At 37.3% G+C, this 18,747-nt stretch carries 19 protein-coding genes and 1 other annotated feature; of the genes, 4 read left to right on the forward strand and 15 right to left on the reverse strand.

Annotation, left to right across the window (positions count from 1 at the left end; genetic code table 11):
- Position 1: 1 nt before the first annotated feature.
- On the forward strand, positions 2-751 hold the full coding sequence (locus ACQ4QH_RS09470) for an amino acid ABC transporter ATP-binding protein (RefSeq protein ID WP_439818662.1): 750 nt from the start codon (positions 2-4) through the stop codon (positions 749-751).
- A 195-nt stretch (positions 752-946) separates the two neighbouring features.
- Here ACQ4QH_RS09470 and ACQ4QH_RS09475 read toward each other — a convergent pair whose 3' ends face one another.
- Together ACQ4QH_RS09475 and ACQ4QH_RS09480 are read right to left on the reverse strand one after the other, a co-directional pair.
- Positions 947-1,588, reverse strand: a complete 642-nt coding sequence (locus ACQ4QH_RS09475) for a DUF1345 domain-containing protein (RefSeq protein ID WP_439818663.1) — start codon at positions 1,586-1,588, stop codon at positions 947-949.
- Positions 1,589-1,724: 136 nt separating this feature from the next.
- Entirely contained in the window at positions 1,725-2,582 is an 858-nt protein-coding gene (locus ACQ4QH_RS09480) for an aldo/keto reductase (protein WP_439818664.1), read from the reverse strand.
- Positions 2,583-2,737: 155 nt separating this feature from the next.
- Here ACQ4QH_RS09480 and ACQ4QH_RS09485 point away from each other — a divergent pair, with 155 nt between their 5' ends.
- Positions 2,738-3,319 carry a TetR/AcrR family transcriptional regulator gene (locus tag ACQ4QH_RS09485; protein ID WP_002828174.1) on the forward strand — a complete coding sequence of 194 codons (582 nt, stop codon included), beginning with the start codon at positions 2,738-2,740 and terminating at the stop codon, positions 3,317-3,319.
- A 245-nt stretch (positions 3,320-3,564) separates the two neighbouring features.
- Positions 3,565-4,338, forward strand: a complete 774-nt coding sequence (locus tag ACQ4QH_RS09490; RefSeq protein WP_439818665.1) for an acetoin reductase — start codon at positions 3,565-3,567, stop codon at positions 4,336-4,338.
- A gap of 203 nt (positions 4,339-4,541) precedes the next feature.
- On the opposite strand, the gene ACQ4QH_RS09495 is transcribed toward ACQ4QH_RS09490, so the two are convergent.
- Both ACQ4QH_RS09495 and ACQ4QH_RS09500 read right to left on the reverse strand, forming a co-directional pair.
- Positions 4,542-5,666, reverse strand: a complete 1,125-nt coding sequence (locus ACQ4QH_RS09495; RefSeq protein ID WP_439818666.1) for a lipocalin-like domain-containing protein — start codon at positions 5,664-5,666, stop codon at positions 4,542-4,544.
- Between the two features lie 48 nt (positions 5,667-5,714).
- The gene (locus tag ACQ4QH_RS09500; protein WP_439818667.1) at positions 5,715-6,095 is read right to left on the reverse strand and encodes a hypothetical protein; all 381 of its coding nucleotides are present in this window, start codon (positions 6,093-6,095) and stop codon (positions 5,715-5,717) included.
- 131 nt (positions 6,096-6,226) lie between these two features.
- Here ACQ4QH_RS09500 and ACQ4QH_RS09505 point away from each other — a divergent pair, with 131 nt between their 5' ends.
- Positions 6,227-6,820, forward strand: a complete 594-nt coding sequence (locus ACQ4QH_RS09505; RefSeq protein WP_439818668.1) for a TetR/AcrR family transcriptional regulator — start codon at positions 6,227-6,229, stop codon at positions 6,818-6,820.
- Between the two features lie 86 nt (positions 6,821-6,906).
- Here the strand turns inward: ACQ4QH_RS09505 and ACQ4QH_RS09510 are convergent, their stop codons facing one another.
- The 11 genes from ACQ4QH_RS09510 to ACQ4QH_RS09560 form a co-directional block, all read right to left on the reverse strand.
- Positions 6,907-7,368, reverse strand: coding sequence for a DUF3021 domain-containing protein (locus ACQ4QH_RS09510; RefSeq protein WP_439818669.1), 462 nt, complete (start codon positions 7,366-7,368; stop codon positions 6,907-6,909).
- A complete protein-coding gene (locus ACQ4QH_RS09515; RefSeq protein WP_439818670.1) occupies positions 7,365-7,796 on the reverse strand; it encodes a LytTR family DNA-binding domain-containing protein in 432 nt (143 codons plus the stop codon). Before ACQ4QH_RS09515 ends, ACQ4QH_RS09510 begins: the two co-directional genes overlap by 4 nt.
- A gap of 233 nt (positions 7,797-8,029) precedes the next feature.
- On the reverse strand, positions 8,030-8,971 hold the full coding sequence (locus ACQ4QH_RS09520; RefSeq protein WP_439818671.1) for an L-lactate dehydrogenase: 942 nt from the start codon (positions 8,969-8,971) through the stop codon (positions 8,030-8,032).
- 25 nt (positions 8,972-8,996) lie between these two features.
- A complete protein-coding gene (locus ACQ4QH_RS09525) occupies positions 8,997-10,157 on the reverse strand; it encodes an aminotransferase class I/II-fold pyridoxal phosphate-dependent enzyme (RefSeq protein WP_439818672.1) in 1,161 nt (386 codons plus the stop codon).
- Between the two features lie 18 nt (positions 10,158-10,175).
- On the reverse strand, positions 10,176-11,546 hold the full coding sequence (locus tag ACQ4QH_RS09530) for an FAD-binding oxidoreductase (RefSeq protein WP_439818673.1): 1,371 nt from the start codon (positions 11,544-11,546) through the stop codon (positions 10,176-10,178).
- Between the two features lie 44 nt (positions 11,547-11,590).
- Positions 11,591-11,835 (reverse strand) — a binding site (T-box leader).
- A 79-nt stretch (positions 11,836-11,914) separates the two neighbouring features.
- On the reverse strand, positions 11,915-12,739 hold the full coding sequence (locus ACQ4QH_RS09535; protein WP_439818674.1) for an energy-coupling factor transporter transmembrane component T family protein: 825 nt from the start codon (positions 12,737-12,739) through the stop codon (positions 11,915-11,917).
- Between the two features lie 6 nt (positions 12,740-12,745).
- Entirely contained in the window at positions 12,746-14,431 is a 1,686-nt protein-coding gene (locus tag ACQ4QH_RS09540) for an ABC transporter ATP-binding protein (protein WP_439818675.1), read from the reverse strand.
- A gap of 85 nt (positions 14,432-14,516) precedes the next feature.
- Entirely contained in the window at positions 14,517-15,077 is a 561-nt protein-coding gene (locus ACQ4QH_RS09545) for an ECF-type riboflavin transporter substrate-binding protein (RefSeq protein WP_170945069.1), read from the reverse strand.
- 160 nt (positions 15,078-15,237) lie between these two features.
- On the reverse strand, positions 15,238-16,689 hold the full coding sequence (rlmD, locus tag ACQ4QH_RS09550) for a 23S rRNA (uracil(1939)-C(5))-methyltransferase RlmD (RefSeq protein ID WP_439818676.1): 1,452 nt from the start codon (positions 16,687-16,689) through the stop codon (positions 15,238-15,240).
- A 26-nt stretch (positions 16,690-16,715) separates the two neighbouring features.
- A complete protein-coding gene (locus ACQ4QH_RS09555; protein ID WP_439818677.1) occupies positions 16,716-17,390 on the reverse strand; it encodes a GTP pyrophosphokinase in 675 nt (224 codons plus the stop codon).
- A gap of 196 nt (positions 17,391-17,586) precedes the next feature.
- Entirely contained in the window at positions 17,587-18,666 is a 1,080-nt protein-coding gene (locus ACQ4QH_RS09560; RefSeq protein ID WP_439818678.1) for a BMP family lipoprotein, read from the reverse strand.
- Positions 18,667-18,747 lie beyond the last annotated feature (81 nt).

Raw genomic sequence — 18,747 nt, forward strand, 5'->3', positions numbered from 1 at the left:
CATGCTGAAATTAGAACATATTGATAAAAACTATGCTGAACACCACGCATTAAAAGATATTAACGTGACATTTAACCCCCATGAAACAACAGTTATTGTTGGACCATCTGGATCAGGAAAGTCAACGCTTTTACGCTCACTAAATTTATTGGAACGTCCAGATAGTGGACAATATACGATTGATGACCGTGTTATTGATCTTAACAAGCCAGTAACAACAGACACTTTACTTTGGGTGCGCCGTAAAACTGGCATGGTTTTCCAACAACCGCGCATGTTTGATCATCTAACAATTATGGGAAATATGATTGAAGCCCCTGTGCATGTCCTAAAACAGTCGAAAGCTGTCGCCGAAAAACATGCACATGAACTCTTATCAGCTGTTGGTTTAGATGAAACGGCTAATCGCTATCCTTATCAATTATCTGGTGGTCAGACACAACGTGTTGCGATCGCTCGTGCCATGGCTATGGCACCCGACTATCTATTACTTGATGAACCAACTTCAGCACTAGACCCCGAGCTTGAAGCCCAAGTATTGCGAGTACTAAATAATTTAGCCAACGAAAACCAATCAATGATTATCGTGACCCATAACATGGACTTTGCCCGTCATGCAGCTGATCGGATGTTGTTTTTAGAAGACGGTGAAATTGATTTTGATGGCACTCCTGATGAGTTCTTTAATAAGCCCACTGAACGTATTCATCGTTTCTTAAATGCTTTTAAATTTGATCAAGATGAACACTAAAATAATACGATAATAAAAAACCGATTTGTAACGTGTTTAAAGGAGGCTGGGACAGATGTTGTCTCAGCCTCTAATTTTTGTGCTAAAAGATATTAATTAAACGCATGTTAGTTTGACAGCATAAATGCGTTACACACCGGCTTCAAAACAACTTTTGTCTCGCTCTCCTTTTCTCGTATCATATTGTAACTGATCTCATCGACCAGTAATTAATCCAGCAACAAAATTAATAATTATGGCAATCAACATCGTACTAAAGACAAAAGATATTAACGCATGACCTAAAGCAACTTTTCGGAAATGAGTGGTCGAGAAATTATTATCCGAAACTTGGTATGTCATACCAATCGTGTAGGCTAAATACAAAAAGTCCCATAAATTCGGTAAGTCATCATTATTAAATGTTACCCCACCGCCATTTTTATAATAAATTTCTGCATAATGTACTGTGTACAATAATTGGATACTGTTCCATGACAAGAAAATACTAAAGATACAAAATATAATTTCTAGTTGGTTTCTATTACTAATGTTTAAAAGAAAAAAGACAATGAAGACGCTCATAATACCAGCAAGGATGACCAGTATATCAATTAATGGATATCGAATTCCTTTTAGAACAATTTTCTTAGTCTGTTGTCCACTAGCTATTGGAAAAAATAAATAAATCATGAGGATAAAAAGTATTAATATTGCCATGTCCCATCCCAATAAAATTGGAAACATACCCTGTATAAAGAATGTAGATATCCATGAAAAAATAATTCCGCAAATCATTGAGATGCTGAAAATGTTACCATGGTTCTGTAACAAGAGTTGCAATTTTTTTCTTTTCATAATTCTATCCTTTCCTAGCGACACAGTACGACGAAATGAGGCAATGGAAAACTTTCCTTTTATTACGCCAATTATATATAAAAAAATGACCGAACTCACGAATAAATTCAGCCACTTGTTGCATTATTATATTATTCTAAAAATCAGCTTGTGACGCATCTTGATGCGTGCCGGCAACACCTTCTAATTGATCTAACGCTGCAACTTCTGCATCAGTTAACTCAAAGTCGAAGACATCGGCATTTTGGCTAATACGTTCAGCATGTGTGGACTTAGGCAGAGGCAAGAACCCATGCTGTAGTGACCAACGAATTAGAACTTGTGCAGCTGACTTTCCATACTTTTCAGCAATATCATTGATTTCAGGAACTGCAAGTAGCGATCCTGTTCCAAGAGGTGAATATGCCTCGGTAAGAATATCATGTGCTTCATTGAAAGCCACAATGTCTTTTTCTAAATCAGATGGATTGATAAATAATTGATTGACCATTGGTCTGATTGTTGCCGTCTTGAGTAATGCCTCAAGGTGCTCAATTTGGAAGTTAGAAATGCCAATGGCACGGATCTTCCCTTCAGTATAAGCATCTTCCATGTAACGCCAAGCTTCTGCATTGGCTTTATCCCAATTACGTCGATTAATTAATGGATTTGGCCAATGAATAAGGTATAGATCTAAATAGTCTAAGCCAAGCAATTTTAATGATTTATCCAATGCTATTTTAGCAGCTTCATAACTGTGACTGTCATTCCATAGCTTTGATGTGATAAACAGTTCTTCACGTGGAATACCTGAGTCTTTGATAGCACGTCCTACTGATGCTTCATTACCATAAGCAGCCGCCGTATCTATATGACGATAACCAGCTTTTAAGGCATCCAAAACACTTTGGTATGCAACATCCCCATCGGGGGTTTGCCAAGTTCCAAACCCGACAACTGGAATTTCGACCCCATTTGCCAAGGTAAACGTATCTGTTAATGATGAAATAGTCATATATTTACACCCCGTATTCAATAAAATTCAGTCATTTTTGCTGACTATCTACCGTCAAGTATAACAAAGAATATTAATAAACTAAATTAGATAGTTTGTATCCATTGAAGAGTTGGGTATAATAATAAGGACAATAAATTGAGAGAGGAAGCAAGATGTCAAAAGTTACAAAAAAAGCAATTTTTGAGGCAACGCAAGCGGTCTTAACAGAAAAAGGTTATGAAAAAGCACGGCTTGCTGATGTGGCACGCAAATTATCAATTACGCCAGCTGCTTTATATAAACATTTTGCCAACCGTGATGCGCTATTTGAAGAAATGGATAAAGATTGGCTCAAAGAAGTAGACGCACCTATTATAGAAGCTAGTGAACGTGTACCGGCAGAAAATCGGGTACAAGCACTTCACGATTGGCTATGGTTACTCTCAACCCGACGTCAAACAAGTTTTGCAGCCGCACCTGAAATGTTAGCATTTTATAAATTTGAGTTAGGTCGACATGATAGCTTGATAGAACCACGATTAAAAGAATTTGCGACTGCGGTAGAAAAGATTATGGCCTGGGATACATTCCGTCAACAACGGGGCCAAACAGTGATGCAAACATTTACATATTTCTATCATCCATTTTTTGCAGGTCGTTGGGATGATAACTTATTTAAGACTATTTTTGAAACAACTTGGCAAGAATTATTACCAGTTATCCAACAGGGATTAACTGATACACATGATAATTAAGAAACGCTTTAAGAACTTTCGAAACACATTCAAGGTCATCAAACCACCAACTTCAAATTGGCGGATTGATGACCTTTTCAGTCTGTTAATAACTACCTATATTCCCATTACTTTTTATGTATAAATTTGCATTTTTATTTTGTATAAGAAAAATGTGTTTTAAAGAATAAAAAGCGTTACAATAGATGTGTGAAAGCGCTTTCTATATTATGTTTCTGTTGGTTTTATACTTGGGAGGTATGATTATGTCGAAGAAAGTTGCCGTAGTTACTGGATCAGCTGGGGGATTAGGTAAAGGTATCGCTGAGCGTCTACTTAAAGATGGCTTTAGTGTCATGATTCATGATATTAACCAAGACGCCTTGAATAAGACTGAGACAGAGTTAAAAGACTTAGGTGACGTAGCCAGCTTTGTTGGGGATGTTTCTAAGAAAGCAGACCAAGAAGCATTAGTGGCTGCAGCAGTTGAAAAGTTTGGGCAGTTAACTGTTTTTGTTAACAACGCCGGTGTTGAAGCCGTAACACCATTCTTAAAGATCGATGAAAGTGAACTGGAACGCACATTTAAAATCAATGTTTTTGGAACAGTTTACGGTACGCAAGCTGCTGCTGAACAATTTATTAAGCAAGGTACACCTGGTAAGATCATTAACGCTTGTTCAATTGCTGGTCATGAAGCTTATGAAGTCTTGGGTACTTACTCAGCTTCAAAGCATGCTGTTAAGGCTTTTACACATGTTGCAGCTAAGGAACTTGCTTCAAAGCACATCACAGTGAATGCTTACTGCCCTGGTGTTGCTAAGACCAAGATGTGGGACCGTATTGATGCAGAAATGGTCAAGGCAGATCCTTCATTGAAACCAGGAGAGCCATTTGCTAAGTTCTCTGGCGAAATCGCTTTGGGACGTTACGAGACGCCAACTGATGTGGCTAACTTGGTACACTTCTTAGCTTCTGAAGATTCCGACTATATTACAGGTCAAACAATCTTGGTTGACGGTGGCTTGGTTTACAACTAAATCCTAATAGTTATAACAAATGAGAGCAAGATAAACGTCGCTTTGAAGCTGGTGTGACACGTAAATTGTGTTACATTGAGGCTTCGGATTTTTGGAGCACGTTTATGCTATAAAAATTACAGCTAAAAATAGAGCAGGCCAGAAAAAAATTCTGATCTGCTCTTTGATTTGCTACTATTTAGACATTTTTCTAATACACGGTCTTATAGTTCTTTTGCAGCATAATTGATTTCATACAACATTGAACCATCAATGACTTCCGTTTGACCATTGCGAGTTATCTTTAATTCTGTTGATGCAAGATAACGAGTATACGTTGGTTGCAATCCCATGGCATCAAATTGCTTCTTTTGTTCATCTGAAGCCATACCATAGATATTAATTAAATTAATTTCCTTTGGATCATAAATTTTGTATTCAACTTCAATATTATCTTGTGTAAAAGTGTAACGAATAGTTTTGGGTGTGATCTTGTTCGTTTCTTTTTGAATATATGTCTCTAAAATATCCACCTGAGCGTTAGCTGAACTAGTATTTTCAAACACACGGTTACCCTTGCTATCATCAATAGTAAATAGTGGGATTTGTGGTTCACCGAAGCGATCAGCTCCGACCATATCATAAATTAAGACATTATAATCACCAACATTTTGACGACCCCAAATCCAGTGGTGGAAAGCAACTGATGGATGGATATTAAACCATTGGTGATTGTAATAGGCCGTTCCGTTGACCTGCTTCTTTTCACCATTAATCGTTACTTCACCACTAACAGTCAAACTTGTCACACAGATAAAGTTATAATAAAATTCATCGTTCTCACCAAACGCAATGTATCCTGAGCCAGGGCGGAATGGTTTTACCTGAGCTTCAAAATGTAAATCAACTGCGGTTTTGTGCTCAACAGACCTCTTACCCTCCATCACAATTTCTTGATCATCTTCTGGTTCAATGTGAATATCATAAGTATGCCAGTTGTCACCAACTAATGTACTAGGACCCCACCTTAAATCTAGTTTGTCTTTGCTAGAATGTGCATCCTTAACGTCATAAAGACGATAATCATAGAAAGGTTGTCCATCTGCTGATGTATAGTTGATCGCAACATTAGGATTATCACCCTTATTGACAACTTGATCAGTTGACTTTGGTCGGAATCCCAACACCAATGTTGATTTATCATCAAAACTACAATCTAAATACCAAACCTCAGCGTGTCCTGCTTCGTCAGTATCACGTCGTCCATCTTCCCAATTTTCAATTTTATTAGGATTAATACCTAATTTTTGATAATCTGCTGGACGATCCATAATTCTTCCTTGTGCCATAAGTAAGCCCCCTTATAATCATATACAGTACTAGCAGTTCCTCTTTAGTTAATCGTTTTCGTGTAATTCAACATGCAACTCTGGTATCTCTTGCCAAACCACATGTGCTAAACCAACTTCTTCACCTGAAAAAGGTTTATCAGGTATAACCATATCAATAAATTGTTGTCGAAAATCTCCGGCTGTTACATCACTTTCAGCAGTCTTCATTGTTTCTACGTACTTCTCGTGATTACTTGATTCATCCATCAACATCCAAATTTCTTGTTCAGGATTATCGGGCGCTTCACGGAACCAAGTTCTCGACAAGGAATAATTAATCAAGCTAGGATTAGCTTTCTGGTAATCTAAAGCTTTCACTAATGCCTCAATCATCTTGTCGTGATTTTTCTTTAAAACTCGATAATGCATTGTTTCAACTTCTGACATACAAATACACTCCTTTTGTGCAAATAATAAAGTGAATATCTGATTAACTAACTGTAGTATAATAGCCATATATCAAGGGTTCAACCAACAAAAGCAGCATAAAAGTTTATTATTAATGACAGAGGTACACGATGACAGCCAAAACAGACTTACGCATTAAAAAAAGTAAATATGCGATCGAACACGCATTTTGGAAACTATTACTTGCTGAAGGTTTTTCAAAAATCACCATTCAACAAATCATAGATGAAGCACATATCAACCGTGCGACTTTGTATAAATACTATGCTAATAAATACGAATTGTTAGAAGTCGTAGAAAATGCACTGATTAACGAGTTTAAAGATGTCACTGAAAAAGCGCCAGATTTTATTGATAAAACAAACATTAGTGCCGAGCATTTCCACAGTTACTATAAGGAAATGGTTCGGTATATTTATAATAATCGTGATAAATTTTCAGCATTATTAGCGCCAAATGGTGACCCCACCTTTATCAATAAACTAATTACTGCTGATGAAGAAATTTGGCAAAAAAATGATATTACCCAGTACCTGCCAATTCCTGAACACTACGCATCTGCCACAATAACGGGGATGGTCATTAGTTTAATAGCGGAATGGATTAAATCAGATTTTAAAGAATCTGCTGATGAATTTATGGTTATTTTACAAAATACAATTATGCCCTTATTCTCACAAGAAACATTCTTTAAAACAAAATAATATTCAGCATGATAAACAAAATTAGGCGGTAAATTGTCAAAAATCGACAACTTATCGCCTAGAATTTTTACAGTTTTGACTGCTTACTAATTATTGTTCTTATTTTTTATTTTATTGTTAATTGCAGCCACATTGCGTTTGGATTGTATCATATCGTTAATTAAAAATAATGCGTAGATGATAACGAAAATAATTATTTCCGTCAAAACACCTTCAATATTTAACAAATACCAACCCAAAGCATAAGCGATTATCATAAAAATTGAAACCGTCACAAAAAAGTGAATGATAATCTTTTTTACTAAGCTCCAACGTTCTACAGTGAATATTAAAGCTGTTACAAAAAACAAGGATCCAAGCAATGCCCATAAAATAACAGTAATTACCAATATATCAAGTGGATTAGAAATATAATCATCAAAACGATTAGTTGCCATTTGATAAAACGTCTGATTATTCAAATAAGCATATGCTATGTCAATGACCAATCCGTATGTAACACCAAATGGCATTCCTAAAAAAAATCGGTACATAATCCGTTTGCTCATATTCCTAACCTCCTTTTTATTTTGGAAACATAGCGTCTAGAAACATAGGTCTCACCCCCATTATTTAAAATTAAAATGATATTCCCATTACCACTTAATTTCAGATGGTCAATAAAATCAAAATTCACAATCTCACCACTCGAAATTTGAATAAAATTATCTGGTAACAGTTCTGCTAACTGGTAAATTCGCTGTTTTACTTTATATGTACCAGATATATCTTGTACATGAACTTCAGTAGATTCTGTTTTAATTCTGATTATCCCATCCAATTTAAGGGGTGTGACGACTTTTTCCTGGTATCCCCAAAGCAATACATCCTGTTTCTGCAATTCATCTACCATTGATTGCATGGCAGGTGTTAATTTTTTTACATGAAAATCAATATACTCAGGCTGATTCTCATCAATAAAAAAATTTACTTTCATACAGCTACCCCCTTTTCCAAATAACGTTGTAATACCCATAACATATCTGTCATTATACATATCTAATGGTGCTTATTTTCTAATCACTGATATATGGTTCATTATTTAAATTAATCGGTTTAATTCTTAAAATAAAATGTACAAATCAGTATGATTCGTATCCTTATTATTAAATAAATATCCTCCCGAATTACCATTACCGTAAATCGGGAGGATCTATACTTCTATTTTATTTATCCAATATTTTCCGTTTTTGTCAGTTCAGAAATAACCTCTTCATAACGCTCACGAATGAAGCCAGCTGAAGTGTCTAACTTCGTTTGCTCATCAGATGACAAATCTAATGACACATGATCAATAACCCCTTCACGACCAACAATGACAGGATAAGAAACATAAACACCATATTCAGGTCGGAAGTTGGATACTGGTAGTTCTTCATGACTATCCGTCAAAATGGCTTTTGTTAACCGGCTAGCCGCACTGGCGATACCATAACTAGTAAACTTCTTACCATGATAAACTGTGTATCCACCAATTCTAACCTCATCATTTAGTTCTGATAGTGGTAGGTCATATGATGTAATTGGTTTGTCTTTTACTGTAACCGTTGACCATGCCGTAAATTGTGAATCACCATGTTCACCAACATTATAACCACTAACTGATTTTGGATGAACACCAAGCGCCTTACCTACAGCACGATGCATACGGGCCGTATCCAATAGTGTACCTGTACCGATCACACGTTCCTTTGGGAAACCAGTGTAGTGTTGATACATTGTAGTAATGACGTCAACTGGATTCGTAATCACAACCAAAATTCCTTTAAATTCAGATGCAACTAATTTTTTAGAAATATCTGCAATTTGAAGTTTGTTATACTGTAACTCAACAAAACGATCATCTGTTGTAATCGTCTCCTGCAATGCAATTTTACCAACTGAAGAAATAACGACATCAGCATCTGCTAATGCTGACCAATCATTAACAACATAATTTGCATTAAATTCCAAGTTAGCCATGGCATCTTCAAAATCCAATGCTTCAGCATTCACTTTGTTATCATCAATATCAATAAAAACAAATTCGTCAACTGCACCTTGTGCGGTTAAACTGTGGGCAATTGCTGCGCCAACGTGTCCCAATCCAATAATCCCAACTTTACGAGTCATTGCGTTCCCCCATTATTTCACTTGCTTAATAATTTTCCAAAAAATTGCTAATACGCTTCACAGCCTCCTGAAGACTGTCCAAGGATGCAGCATAACTAATACGAATATAACCTTCACCACCGACATTGAAAACTGATCCTGGAATAACCGCAACCTTGCCACGCTTTGCTAGATCAACACTAAAAGCATAATCATCTTGTTCATATGCTGCCGGTATCTTGGCAAAAACATAGAATGCCCCATTTGGTTGAGGAATTTCAAACCCCAATTTGCGTAAAGCTGGTACTAAGTAATCACGGCGTTCACGATAAGCCTCACGCATTGATTTAGAATCCAGTTTCCCTTGCGCTGATCCTAACGCTTCGGCAGCTCCTGCCATCGCTGGATTCGAAGCAGCAGTAACTGTAAATTGATGTAACACTGCTGCAGGTTGTACGAGTTGCTTAGGTCCAACAATAAATCCAATACGATAACCGGTCATAGCATGTGACTTTGACACACCATTCAAAATAACTGTTTGTTCTGGTAAAAACTTTGCAATTGAAGTATGCGGTGCATTGTAAGTTAGTTCAGAATAAATTTCATCAGCAATCACGGTAATATTAGTTCCTTGCAATACATCAGCTAAGGCAGATAATTGTTCTGCAGTATAAGTAACTCCCGTTGGATTTGCTGGATAATTCAACAAAACGGTTGTCAACTTTTCACCATACTCATCAATGGCTGCTTGGAGTTGTTCAGGTGTTAATAAGAAGCCAGTATCAGATGTATCAACAAAGACGATTTCACCACCAGCTAACTCGATAGTTGGGTCATACATTGAAAAATTAGGTGCTGGCAGTAACACTTTATCACCCTCATTAATAAAGGCTGTGAAGGTATCATAGATGCCCTCAGTTGCTCCCAATGTCACAATAATTTCAGAATCAATATCATATGATAATCCATAACGATCTAACATAAAATGGTGAATAGCTTTTCTCAAAGCAACTGAACCCGCAGCAGGTGCATAATGCGATTCATCCGCCTCGATACTAGCAATCGCTGCTTTTTTCACATGTTCTGGTACTGTAAAATCGGGCTCTCCAAGAGTCAATTTTAGAATACCTGCAACACCACTTGTCTCGTCATCAAATGCTCGAATGGCATTTGGCTTAATTGCGGCAACGCGCTTATTTACTCCCATGTTTGTTCTCCTAATTTTCTAAATCTTACGGCCAGGATTCAAAATCCCTAGTGGATCAAATGCCTGTTTCACTTGCTTTTGTAACACTCTGACATTTGCATCTAATTGCTTTGGTACCCATGCATTCTTTAAGCTACCAATACCATGTTCTGCACTAACCGTACCATTAACCTGAATGACGAAATTCAGTAACTCATCAATAAATTTTTGCGTACCTTCTGGTAATTCGCCATCTTTATCTTCCAAGATAATGTCAGGATGTAAGTTGCCATCCCCAGCATGTCCTAACAATAATAATCGTTGTTGATATTTATCAGCTAGCTCTTCTGCCTTATCAGCCACTTTTGCTAACTGTCCTAACGGTACGGCAATATCCTCGACAATTAATCGACCATATTGTGCCCCAGCCGCAAAAATATCTTGGCGAATTTTAATAATTTCTGCTGTACGAGCTGCATCTTCAGTAACATCAATCTTTGTTGCACCATACTCATGCAATAATTTATCAACCTTTTCCAATACACCAGATACAGCAACGTCAATTTGGAAAATCAATAACGCCTGTTCACCATGGCTACCTAAATGACTATGTTCATATTCATCTAACGCCTCAATGGAAACGCGATTCAAAATTTCTAACATTGAAGGGTTCACACCACTAGCCTGCACAGCTTGAACAGCACGCATCAACTCATGGATCGTTGGGAAGGTCGCCAATCCTGTAATGGCACTACCTAATGGCACAGGTACCAAGCGAACCGTGGCCTCAACGATAATTCCAAGGGTTCCTTCTGAGCCAACTAACAAATCGGTTAAATCATAGCCAGCATTATTCTTAAAGGTTTTACCACCTAGTGTTACCAATTCACCACTAGCTAATACAACTTTCAACCCCAATACAGACTGCTTCGTTGTGCCATATTTTAACGATGACATCCCACCAGCATTGGTTGCAATATTTCCCCCAACTGAACTGATTCGCTTTGACCCTGGATCTGGCGAGAAAAAATACCCAACTTTGCGCGCTTCAGCATCTAAGTCACCATTTAATACCCCAGGTTCAACAATGGCAACTTGATTCTCTGGCTCAATTGATAAAATATGATTCATTCGTGATAAATTCAAGATTAAACCACCAGTTAAACCAGCAGCACTGTTCACAATCGACGTCTTGGCACCTTGTGGTACAACTGCAATTTGATTAGCAGCTGCAAAACGAATCGTCGCTTGTACATCCGCGATGGTTTCTGCAAATACCACGGCATCTGGTAATATTTCAGTTGTTATTTCTTGTGTGTAATGATTTGTTCCATACTTTTTTAGCGTTTGCTTATCTAATGCAATTTCACCATTTGGCAATTGCAAAGACGAAAAAATTGTCGTTGTCATATTGCTCCTTTAATATAAAAAAATCCCGTCGCTCCATAATGGAACGACGGGACGATAAAAATCGTGTTACCACCCGTGTTTCAGACTGCATCACCACAGTCCGCTTATCAAGTATGACAAACATACTCATATGCGATATCGGTCATCACCGGAAATTACTAATAGTCAATACTACTCATAACTTCAACCACTCCTAGGCCAAATTCATTTGCTGAATCGGTTGCCTTACACCAACTACAACTCGCTTTGCGTATCCATCACAAACTACTCACCTAATCATCATGTTCACTCATATAATGGTAATTCGGCAATAATGAAAAGTCAATAATAAAATTAAAAAAATCTCATTTAACTCGTATTTGAAGGAATTATGAAAATGGATACCAGAAGCGACTACCTGTCAGTTTCATCAACAAAATTTCTAGAATGACTAGCACTGCAACACCAATCAAAAAATACCAATCTTGACGTTTAAATTTTTGTTCATAATACCAGCTACGTTGTTTTTCCTTACCAAAACGGCGTAAATCCATGGAACGACTTATTTCGTCAATCTTTGATAGTGAAGAAAAGACAAGTGGCATCATGATACCGAAGGCTCCTTTGATTCGCTGTGTAAATGGCGCATGTTTAGACATATCAAAACCACGTGCCTGTTGCGCATGACTAATCGTCACAAACTCTTGTTGAACCGTTGGGATATAACGTAATGTCAAGGCAACAGCATACGAAATCCGGTATGAGACACCAATTTTATTCAATCCTGCTGCAAATTCACTAGGATTAGTCGTAAGTAAAAAAATTAATGCCAACGGTAAGCTAAAGAAATATTTCGCTAACACAATAAATTCGTAGAATAATTGCTCTAAGGTTAACGCATAGAATCCATGACCCAGTAACAGTGTTTTACTATGAAATAAAGTTGTTCCATACTGTGGGGCAAAAATATAAATTAATAGCAAATTCATAAGCGCAAAAACGGCAACAAATTTAACAATTGTTGACACATTTTTCCAATGAATACCAGCTACTTTTAAACCAATAATAGCGATTAACATTAGCAAAACAAGATAACGCACATCAAAGCTTAACATACCACTAATCGTCAACAACAAAAAAATCAATAATTTGGTACCACCGCTTAATTGATGAACAATGGACCGTCCTAGCTGATAGCCAAATATGTTATTCATCGCCATCTATCCTTTCCCAATCAATGCAGTTAACCCTGCTGGATTAGCTAAATCATATTGTTGTGCTAACTCATGAATCGTCGTAATATGCAGGTCTGCTTGATCCACTAAGTTTTGATCATTTAGTAATTCAGTTGGCGTTGTATCAGCAAGCACCTGACCATCAACTAATACTAGTGCACGATCCGCAATCTCTAACATCAATGACATATCATGTGTAATCACGACCACCGTTGTGTTAAACGTCGCATTTAGGTCTTGCACAAATTGCATAATTGCCTGTGCATTAGCATAATCCTGTCCTGACGTTGGTTCATCTAAAATCAATACCTCAGGCTCGAGTGCTAGCACACTAATAATCGTCAATCTTTTCTTTTGCCCATAGCTCAGTACCGTAACTGGCCACTCACGCATGCCATATAATCCCGCTAGCTTCAACAATTGGTTCACGCGCTCCTGAATATCACTTTCTGATTTTCCGCGAAGACGTAGACCACTTGCAACTTCATCATAAATAATAGACTGCGTAACCATATCATTTGGATTTTGAGAAACATAACCAATATAATCAGCACGCTCTTTGATTGAAAGTTGCGCAAGATCTCCAATACCATTTAGCAGCATTGAACCACTAGATGGTTGCATAAAGCCCGCAATTAACTTACTTAGCGTCGATTTTCCAGAACCATTCTTACCAACTAAAGCGACCAACTCACCCTTAAATAACTGCAGTGAAACTTCTTTAAACAATTGTTGGTCACTATATTGGAACCCCAAATGATTGACGGTTAAAATAGGTTCTCGTTCATTCTCTTGATGTGCTACTTGCGGCTTAGGTACCAATGCTTGCAGCTTACTTTTAACATCCGGTCCCGTCACATTTTCTGGCTGGGTTATTTGTGTTAATGCGGTTAAATCAACACCCGCCAATTCTAACAGTTGCAAATATCCTGGCATGGCCAGGCCATATTGATGCAATGTATTTGAACGTAAAATAGTTTCAGGTATGCCATCAAAGGTCACTTCACCCTTGTCTAACACAACAACTCGATCAAGACGGTGTTGTAAAACATCTTCTAAACGATGTTCAATCATGATAACCGTTAAATGATATTTCTCTTGTAGCTCATCCAACAAGGCTAACATCCGATGACCACTAGCTGGATCCAAACTAGCAAGTGGTTCATCAAATAGTAAAATAGGACTATCATCTATCAAGACGCCTGCCATAGCAACCCGTTGTTTTTGTCCACCAGATAGCTCTTGTGGTGCCGCCTTCAGTAATTCATCTAGTTGTAGCGTCTGCGCCCACTGCTTCACTTTGGTTAGTAATTCATCATGTCCCACATGATCATTTTCTAATGCAAATGCGATATCTTCAGCAACTGTCAGGCCAACGAATTGTGTATCTGTATCTTGTAATACTGTACCAATATCAAAAGAACGCTCAAAAATTGAAGCGTCCTTAATATCATGACCATTAATTTTAATGTTTCCAGTTACCTCACCTTGATAGGCATGTGGGATGAGGCCATTAAGTAATTGACCTAAAGTCGTTTTCCCCGAACCAGATGGCCCAGATAATAACACCCGTTCACCAGGTGCAATCGTTAAATTAATATGATGCAAAGTCGGCTCAGATTGTGAATCATACTTAAATGACACATCCTGCAATTCAATCGCTGCTACCATGTGTAACTCCTTCAATTTTTTATATGTATGAGGAGGTTGCAATAAAAATGCCGTACCCTCTTCTTTTTTCGTGCGCAGTTATAAATTAATCTTTTTCTTTCAATGATCCTTGTTTAACTTGTGTTTTATTATAAGCAACTAATAGTAAACTACCTAGTATTGCCACAGATAAGAAGTTGACACCTGTTGAAACAAATCCCTGCAAAAACACCTTAGTTGCAGGTTCACTATAAATTAAAATATCACCTAGTGGCGCAATAATACTCCAAGCGACAATATTCGCAAGCAATTGCCAAATATTGAATGCAACTAACTTTTTAGTTGTCAAATCACCATTCGTCAATTTCAACTTCTGTACAGCGAGTCCCAAAATAACACCGAATAGTGCATCGGCAATTACCCAGGTCCACCAGACCGAACCATACGAAATAGCATCATTCAAGGCATGGCCAATAAAAGCAACTAGTCCACCAACAATTGGACCAAAAATAGCAGTAATTAATGACAACCATGCTTCAGCAACATTGATTTGTGTATTAGGAATACCGGTAGGAATAGCAACAAATTTAAATAAAATTAAAAATACAGCAGCCCCAATACCCGTTGCAACAACTGAACGAGTTGACAGTCCTTTGTGTTGTTTCATCATTCTCTCCTCCTGATGTGTTATAAAAAAGGCAACACTAATCATTGTTAGCATTGCCTTCAAGCGCACTCTGTTCATTATCAATAAAATAATCAACTTTATTTGCCGACAACCAACATACTAACATAATAGCATTATCGTCAACATTTGCTGAATCATTTTATTTCTTCGTAAATTTTACGATACCTTCCCAACGTGCCGTTTGCGGGAACATATCAATAGATTGAATATAATCAACGCGATAAACCTTCGCCAAATCAACTAAATCACGGGCAAGGGTTGATGCATTACAAGAAACATAAACAAATTTTTCTGGCTTTGTTTCTAGAATAGTTTGTCGTAAGGCAATATCTAACCCTGTACGTGGCGGATCAACAACGACTGCATCTGCAATCCAACCTTCTTGCGCCCACTGTGGTATCAACTCTTCAGCTGCACCAACATAATAAGTAGCATTCGTCACGTGATTATCAATGGCATTTTCATTTGCATCATCAATAGATTCTGCCACCGTATCCATTCCGCGAACCTCACCAGCATGATCAGCTAACGAAATACCAATTGTACCAACACCAGAATAAGCATCAATTAGTTTATCTGCCTTAGTCAAATCTAAAGCTTTAATTGCTTCTCGGTACAGACGCTGTGTTTGGCGCGGATTTAATTGCAAAAATGCCCGAGGTGATAACTTAAATGTTTTACCATTAATTTCTTCAGTAATATAATCTTCACCCCAGATTTGACGTGTATCATCACCCCAAATTAGTGAAGATTGTCCACGATTAATATTTTGATGAATAGATACAACCTCAGGCAATGACTGATGAATTCTGTTAATTAACTCATCAGCATCTGGTAGTGATCGCCCATTGGTTACAATTGTCAGCTGCACGTCCCCAGTAGATTCTGAAACACGTGCAATTAACGTTTTCACAACACCTTTATTTTTCCGCTCATTATAAATTGGCAATGCCATATCTGCCAAAATATCACGCACGCCACGGACAACTTTTAGCGTTGCCGGATGTTGCGTCGTAACAACTGGCAAATCAACCAACTTATGTGAATGACGCTTATACATTCCTACAGCTAACTGACCCTCAACCTCACGAACAGGGAACTGCGCTTTATTACGATATTCCTTTGGATCATCCATTCCTATCGTTGGCAATAATTTATAATGTGCATAACCAGCTGGCTTGTACTTTTCTAATGCCTGCCGGATAACATCTTGTTTGAAAGTCAGTTGACCGTCATACGCCAAATGTTCCAACTCAAAGCCACCAACCTCTTGATTATCAACTGGAATCACACGTTGCTTTGATTTCTGTTTAAACTTATGAATGTTTGCTTCGATAAATTTGTCGGTGACGTTCGTTACTTCAACCTCAACAACTTCACCTGGCAAAGCACCCGGAATGAAAGTTATCTTACGCTTATAATAACCAATTCCTTCACCATTAATACCTAAACGTTTAATCGTAATTAATAACTGATCACCAATCGCAACCTGTACTGGTGCATTATTGCGTGTTTTTGTTCCACGTGAAACATGGTCACCCTTCTTAAACTGTTGGTGATTATTATATTTTTTATGTTGTTTATTTTCCATAATTCGTTCTACAATAGCTCTTTTCTTTATAATTGGTGATGTATATCTTGGAAGTTTTGTTCAATTTCAAATAGCGCATTAGCATTGTCTACTAGATTAGATGCAAATTCTTCCGCACGATCAACATCTGTCTTATAACGCAATTCATGTTCAAGACTTGCCCACATATCCATACCGATTGTTCGAATTTGAATTTCGACCGGTACTGTTTCAACATCATGAGCTTTAAATACTGGCACCTTTACAACTAAGTGTAAACTGCGATAGCCACTCTCTTTAGGATTTTTAATATAATCCTTACGCTTGATTACCTCAACATCATCTTGTTGTGAGAGTAATTTTTCAACAGTATAGATATCATCTATATAATTCGTGATAACTCGCAATCCTGCAATATCAAAAATATTATTCTTAATAGAATTAACTGATCGATCAAGACCTTTTTTTTGAATTTTCCCCATTAAACTTTGTGGATCTTTCATACGACCATCAATATGATGAATCGGATTATGATTATAGTTCACTTCAAATTCTGCGTCCAAGTTTTCTAGTTTTGTGGAAATTTCATGTTGTGCAGATTCATAAAGTTGATACATCTGTGCAACGGATGTTAATTGATCTGCTACCCAATCAAGACCAGCTTCTCCACCAATCATTTGACGTATTTTTTTAACACTCATTGTGTTTCGTTTCGTATTCATATTAACGAGTTCCCTCTTTAGTCTGGCACTTTTATCTTTTTATCTGACTATCGTAGTCCATTATACTTAATCCTGTCATATTTTTCGCAACACTTGCTCATAAAAAATAGCATATATTGAAAATATACAGTGCACAAAAAAGATTCAAAACTACTTCGAACACATTTTTAATACATATTAGATACACTTGTCGTGACTATTTTGTTGGTATTGTTGGAACTTTAATATTTCCATTAATAATTTTGCTTTTAGCAGAATCAACAGACTTTTTCTCATCATCACTTAGATTCTTAGTGACAACACCAACACCACCTTCTTTCAAACCATAATAAACGGTTTTACCACCGGGGAATTTATGATGCTGTGCATCCTTCGTAATTAGTTGTACACCACGTCCGATTCCCGTTAGTGAAGACGTCAATGTCAAATTGTCTTGTTTCCCGTCTTTGGTTTTGTAGTTACCCATGTTTGTTTGATCAAGATCAACACCAATGACCCAAACTTTTTCTTTTGAACCAGAAACCAAAGTTGCACTTTGATCTTTTGCTGCTTGGAACACACCATTACCAACACCACCAGCAGCTTGGAAAATAACATGTTCTCCTTGTGCAATTTTGGCCTTGGCAATCGTTTGGCCTTTCGCAGGATCAGAGAACGTCCCTGCATATGTTGCATCGACCTTAATACTTGGATCAACTGATTTTACACCAGCTTGATAACCTGCCAAAAATGATTCAATTACTGAATTTCGCATACCACCAATAAACCCAACTGTTTTATCACCAACTTCTTGGGCTTTCTTTGCAGCTGCCACACCTACTAAATACGACGATTGTTCCGAGTGAAATTTAACTGAAGCAACATTTTTATACTTTTTATCAGCTTGCTCATCAACCAAAACAAACTTTGTTTTTGGTTGCTTATCAGCAACTGTTTCGACAGAATCCTTGAATGTATTACCAATGGCTGCTACCAAATCATATTTTGCTGTTGCAGCTTGCGTTAATTGCGTATCATAATCCGCAACTGTCTTAGGCTGGAAATAATCATAGCCATCTTTACCCTTGGTTAAGTGATTTTGCTTACCCCATTTTTGCAATCCTTCCCAAGCACTTTGGTTAAAACCCTTGTCATTCACACCATTTGTATCAGAAACCATCGCTGCAGTAAAGTGATTTTTACTTTTTGATTGATCACCGTTCATTGACGCGATACCGATACCAGCGATAACAACCACCACTACACCACCAACAATCATCATTCGACGTGAAACCATTTTTATAATACCTCCAAGTATTAAGCCCTCAACCCAACCACTCATTTAAGAGTTCTTTAAGAATATATAATTTTATCTACT

Source organism: Weissella paramesenteroides (assembly GCF_051903945.1).
Classification (GTDB): Bacteria; Bacillota; Bacilli; order Lactobacillales; family Lactobacillaceae; genus Weissella; species Weissella paramesenteroides_A.

What these genes read in the sequence shown, in the direction of transcription:
- ACQ4QH_RS09475 (WP_439818663.1), bottom strand. Translation starts at nt 1,588, where the DNA reads ATGAAAAGAAAAAAATTGCAACTCTTGTTACAGAACCATGGTAACATT.
- ACQ4QH_RS09470 (WP_439818662.1), top strand. Translation starts at nt 2, where the DNA reads ATGCTGAAATTAGAACATATTGATAAAAACTATGCTGAACACCACGCA.
- ACQ4QH_RS09500 (WP_439818667.1), bottom strand. Translation starts at nt 6,095, where the DNA reads ATGTCAGAAGTTGAAACAATGCATTATCGAGTTTTAAAGAAAAATCAC.
- rlmD (WP_439818676.1), bottom strand. Translation starts at nt 16,689, where the DNA reads ATGGAAAATAAACAACATAAAAAATATAATAATCACCAACAGTTTAAG.
- ACQ4QH_RS09520 (WP_439818671.1), bottom strand. Translation starts at nt 8,971, where the DNA reads ATGACTCGTAAAGTTGGGATTATTGGATTGGGACACGTTGGCGCAGCA.
- ACQ4QH_RS09525 (WP_439818672.1), bottom strand. Translation starts at nt 10,157, where the DNA reads ATGGGAGTAAATAAGCGCGTTGCCGCAATTAAGCCAAATGCCATTCGA.
- ACQ4QH_RS09505 (WP_439818668.1), top strand. Translation starts at nt 6,227, where the DNA reads ATGACAGCCAAAACAGACTTACGCATTAAAAAAAGTAAATATGCGATC.
- ACQ4QH_RS09530 (WP_439818673.1), bottom strand. Translation starts at nt 11,546, where the DNA reads ATGACAACGACAATTTTTTCGTCTTTGCAATTGCCAAATGGTGAAATT.
- ACQ4QH_RS09555 (WP_439818677.1), bottom strand. Translation starts at nt 17,390, where the DNA reads ATGAATACGAAACGAAACACAATGAGTGTTAAAAAAATACGTCAAATG.
- ACQ4QH_RS09540 (WP_439818675.1), bottom strand. Translation starts at nt 14,431, where the DNA reads ATGGTAGCAGCGATTGAATTGCAGGATGTGTCATTTAAGTATGATTCA.
- ACQ4QH_RS09495 (WP_439818666.1), bottom strand. Translation starts at nt 5,666, where the DNA reads ATGGCACAAGGAAGAATTATGGATCGTCCAGCAGATTATCAAAAATTA.
- ACQ4QH_RS09480 (WP_439818664.1), bottom strand. Translation starts at nt 2,582, where the DNA reads ATGACTATTTCATCATTAACAGATACGTTTACCTTGGCAAATGGGGTC.
- ACQ4QH_RS09490 (WP_439818665.1), top strand. Translation starts at nt 3,565, where the DNA reads ATGTCGAAGAAAGTTGCCGTAGTTACTGGATCAGCTGGGGGATTAGGT.
- ACQ4QH_RS09560 (WP_439818678.1), bottom strand. Translation starts at nt 18,666, where the DNA reads ATGGTTTCACGTCGAATGATGATTGTTGGTGGTGTAGTGGTGGTTGTT.
- ACQ4QH_RS09545 (WP_170945069.1), bottom strand. Translation starts at nt 15,077, where the DNA reads ATGAAACAACACAAAGGACTGTCAACTCGTTCAGTTGTTGCAACGGGT.
- ACQ4QH_RS09535 (WP_439818674.1), bottom strand. Translation starts at nt 12,739, where the DNA reads ATGAATAACATATTTGGCTATCAGCTAGGACGGTCCATTGTTCATCAA.
- ACQ4QH_RS09485 (WP_002828174.1), top strand. Translation starts at nt 2,738, where the DNA reads ATGTCAAAAGTTACAAAAAAAGCAATTTTTGAGGCAACGCAAGCGGTC.
- ACQ4QH_RS09510 (WP_439818669.1), bottom strand. Translation starts at nt 7,368, where the DNA reads ATGAGCAAACGGATTATGTACCGATTTTTTTTAGGAATGCCATTTGGT.
- ACQ4QH_RS09515 (WP_439818670.1), bottom strand. Translation starts at nt 7,796, where the DNA reads ATGAAAGTAAATTTTTTTATTGATGAGAATCAGCCTGAGTATATTGAT.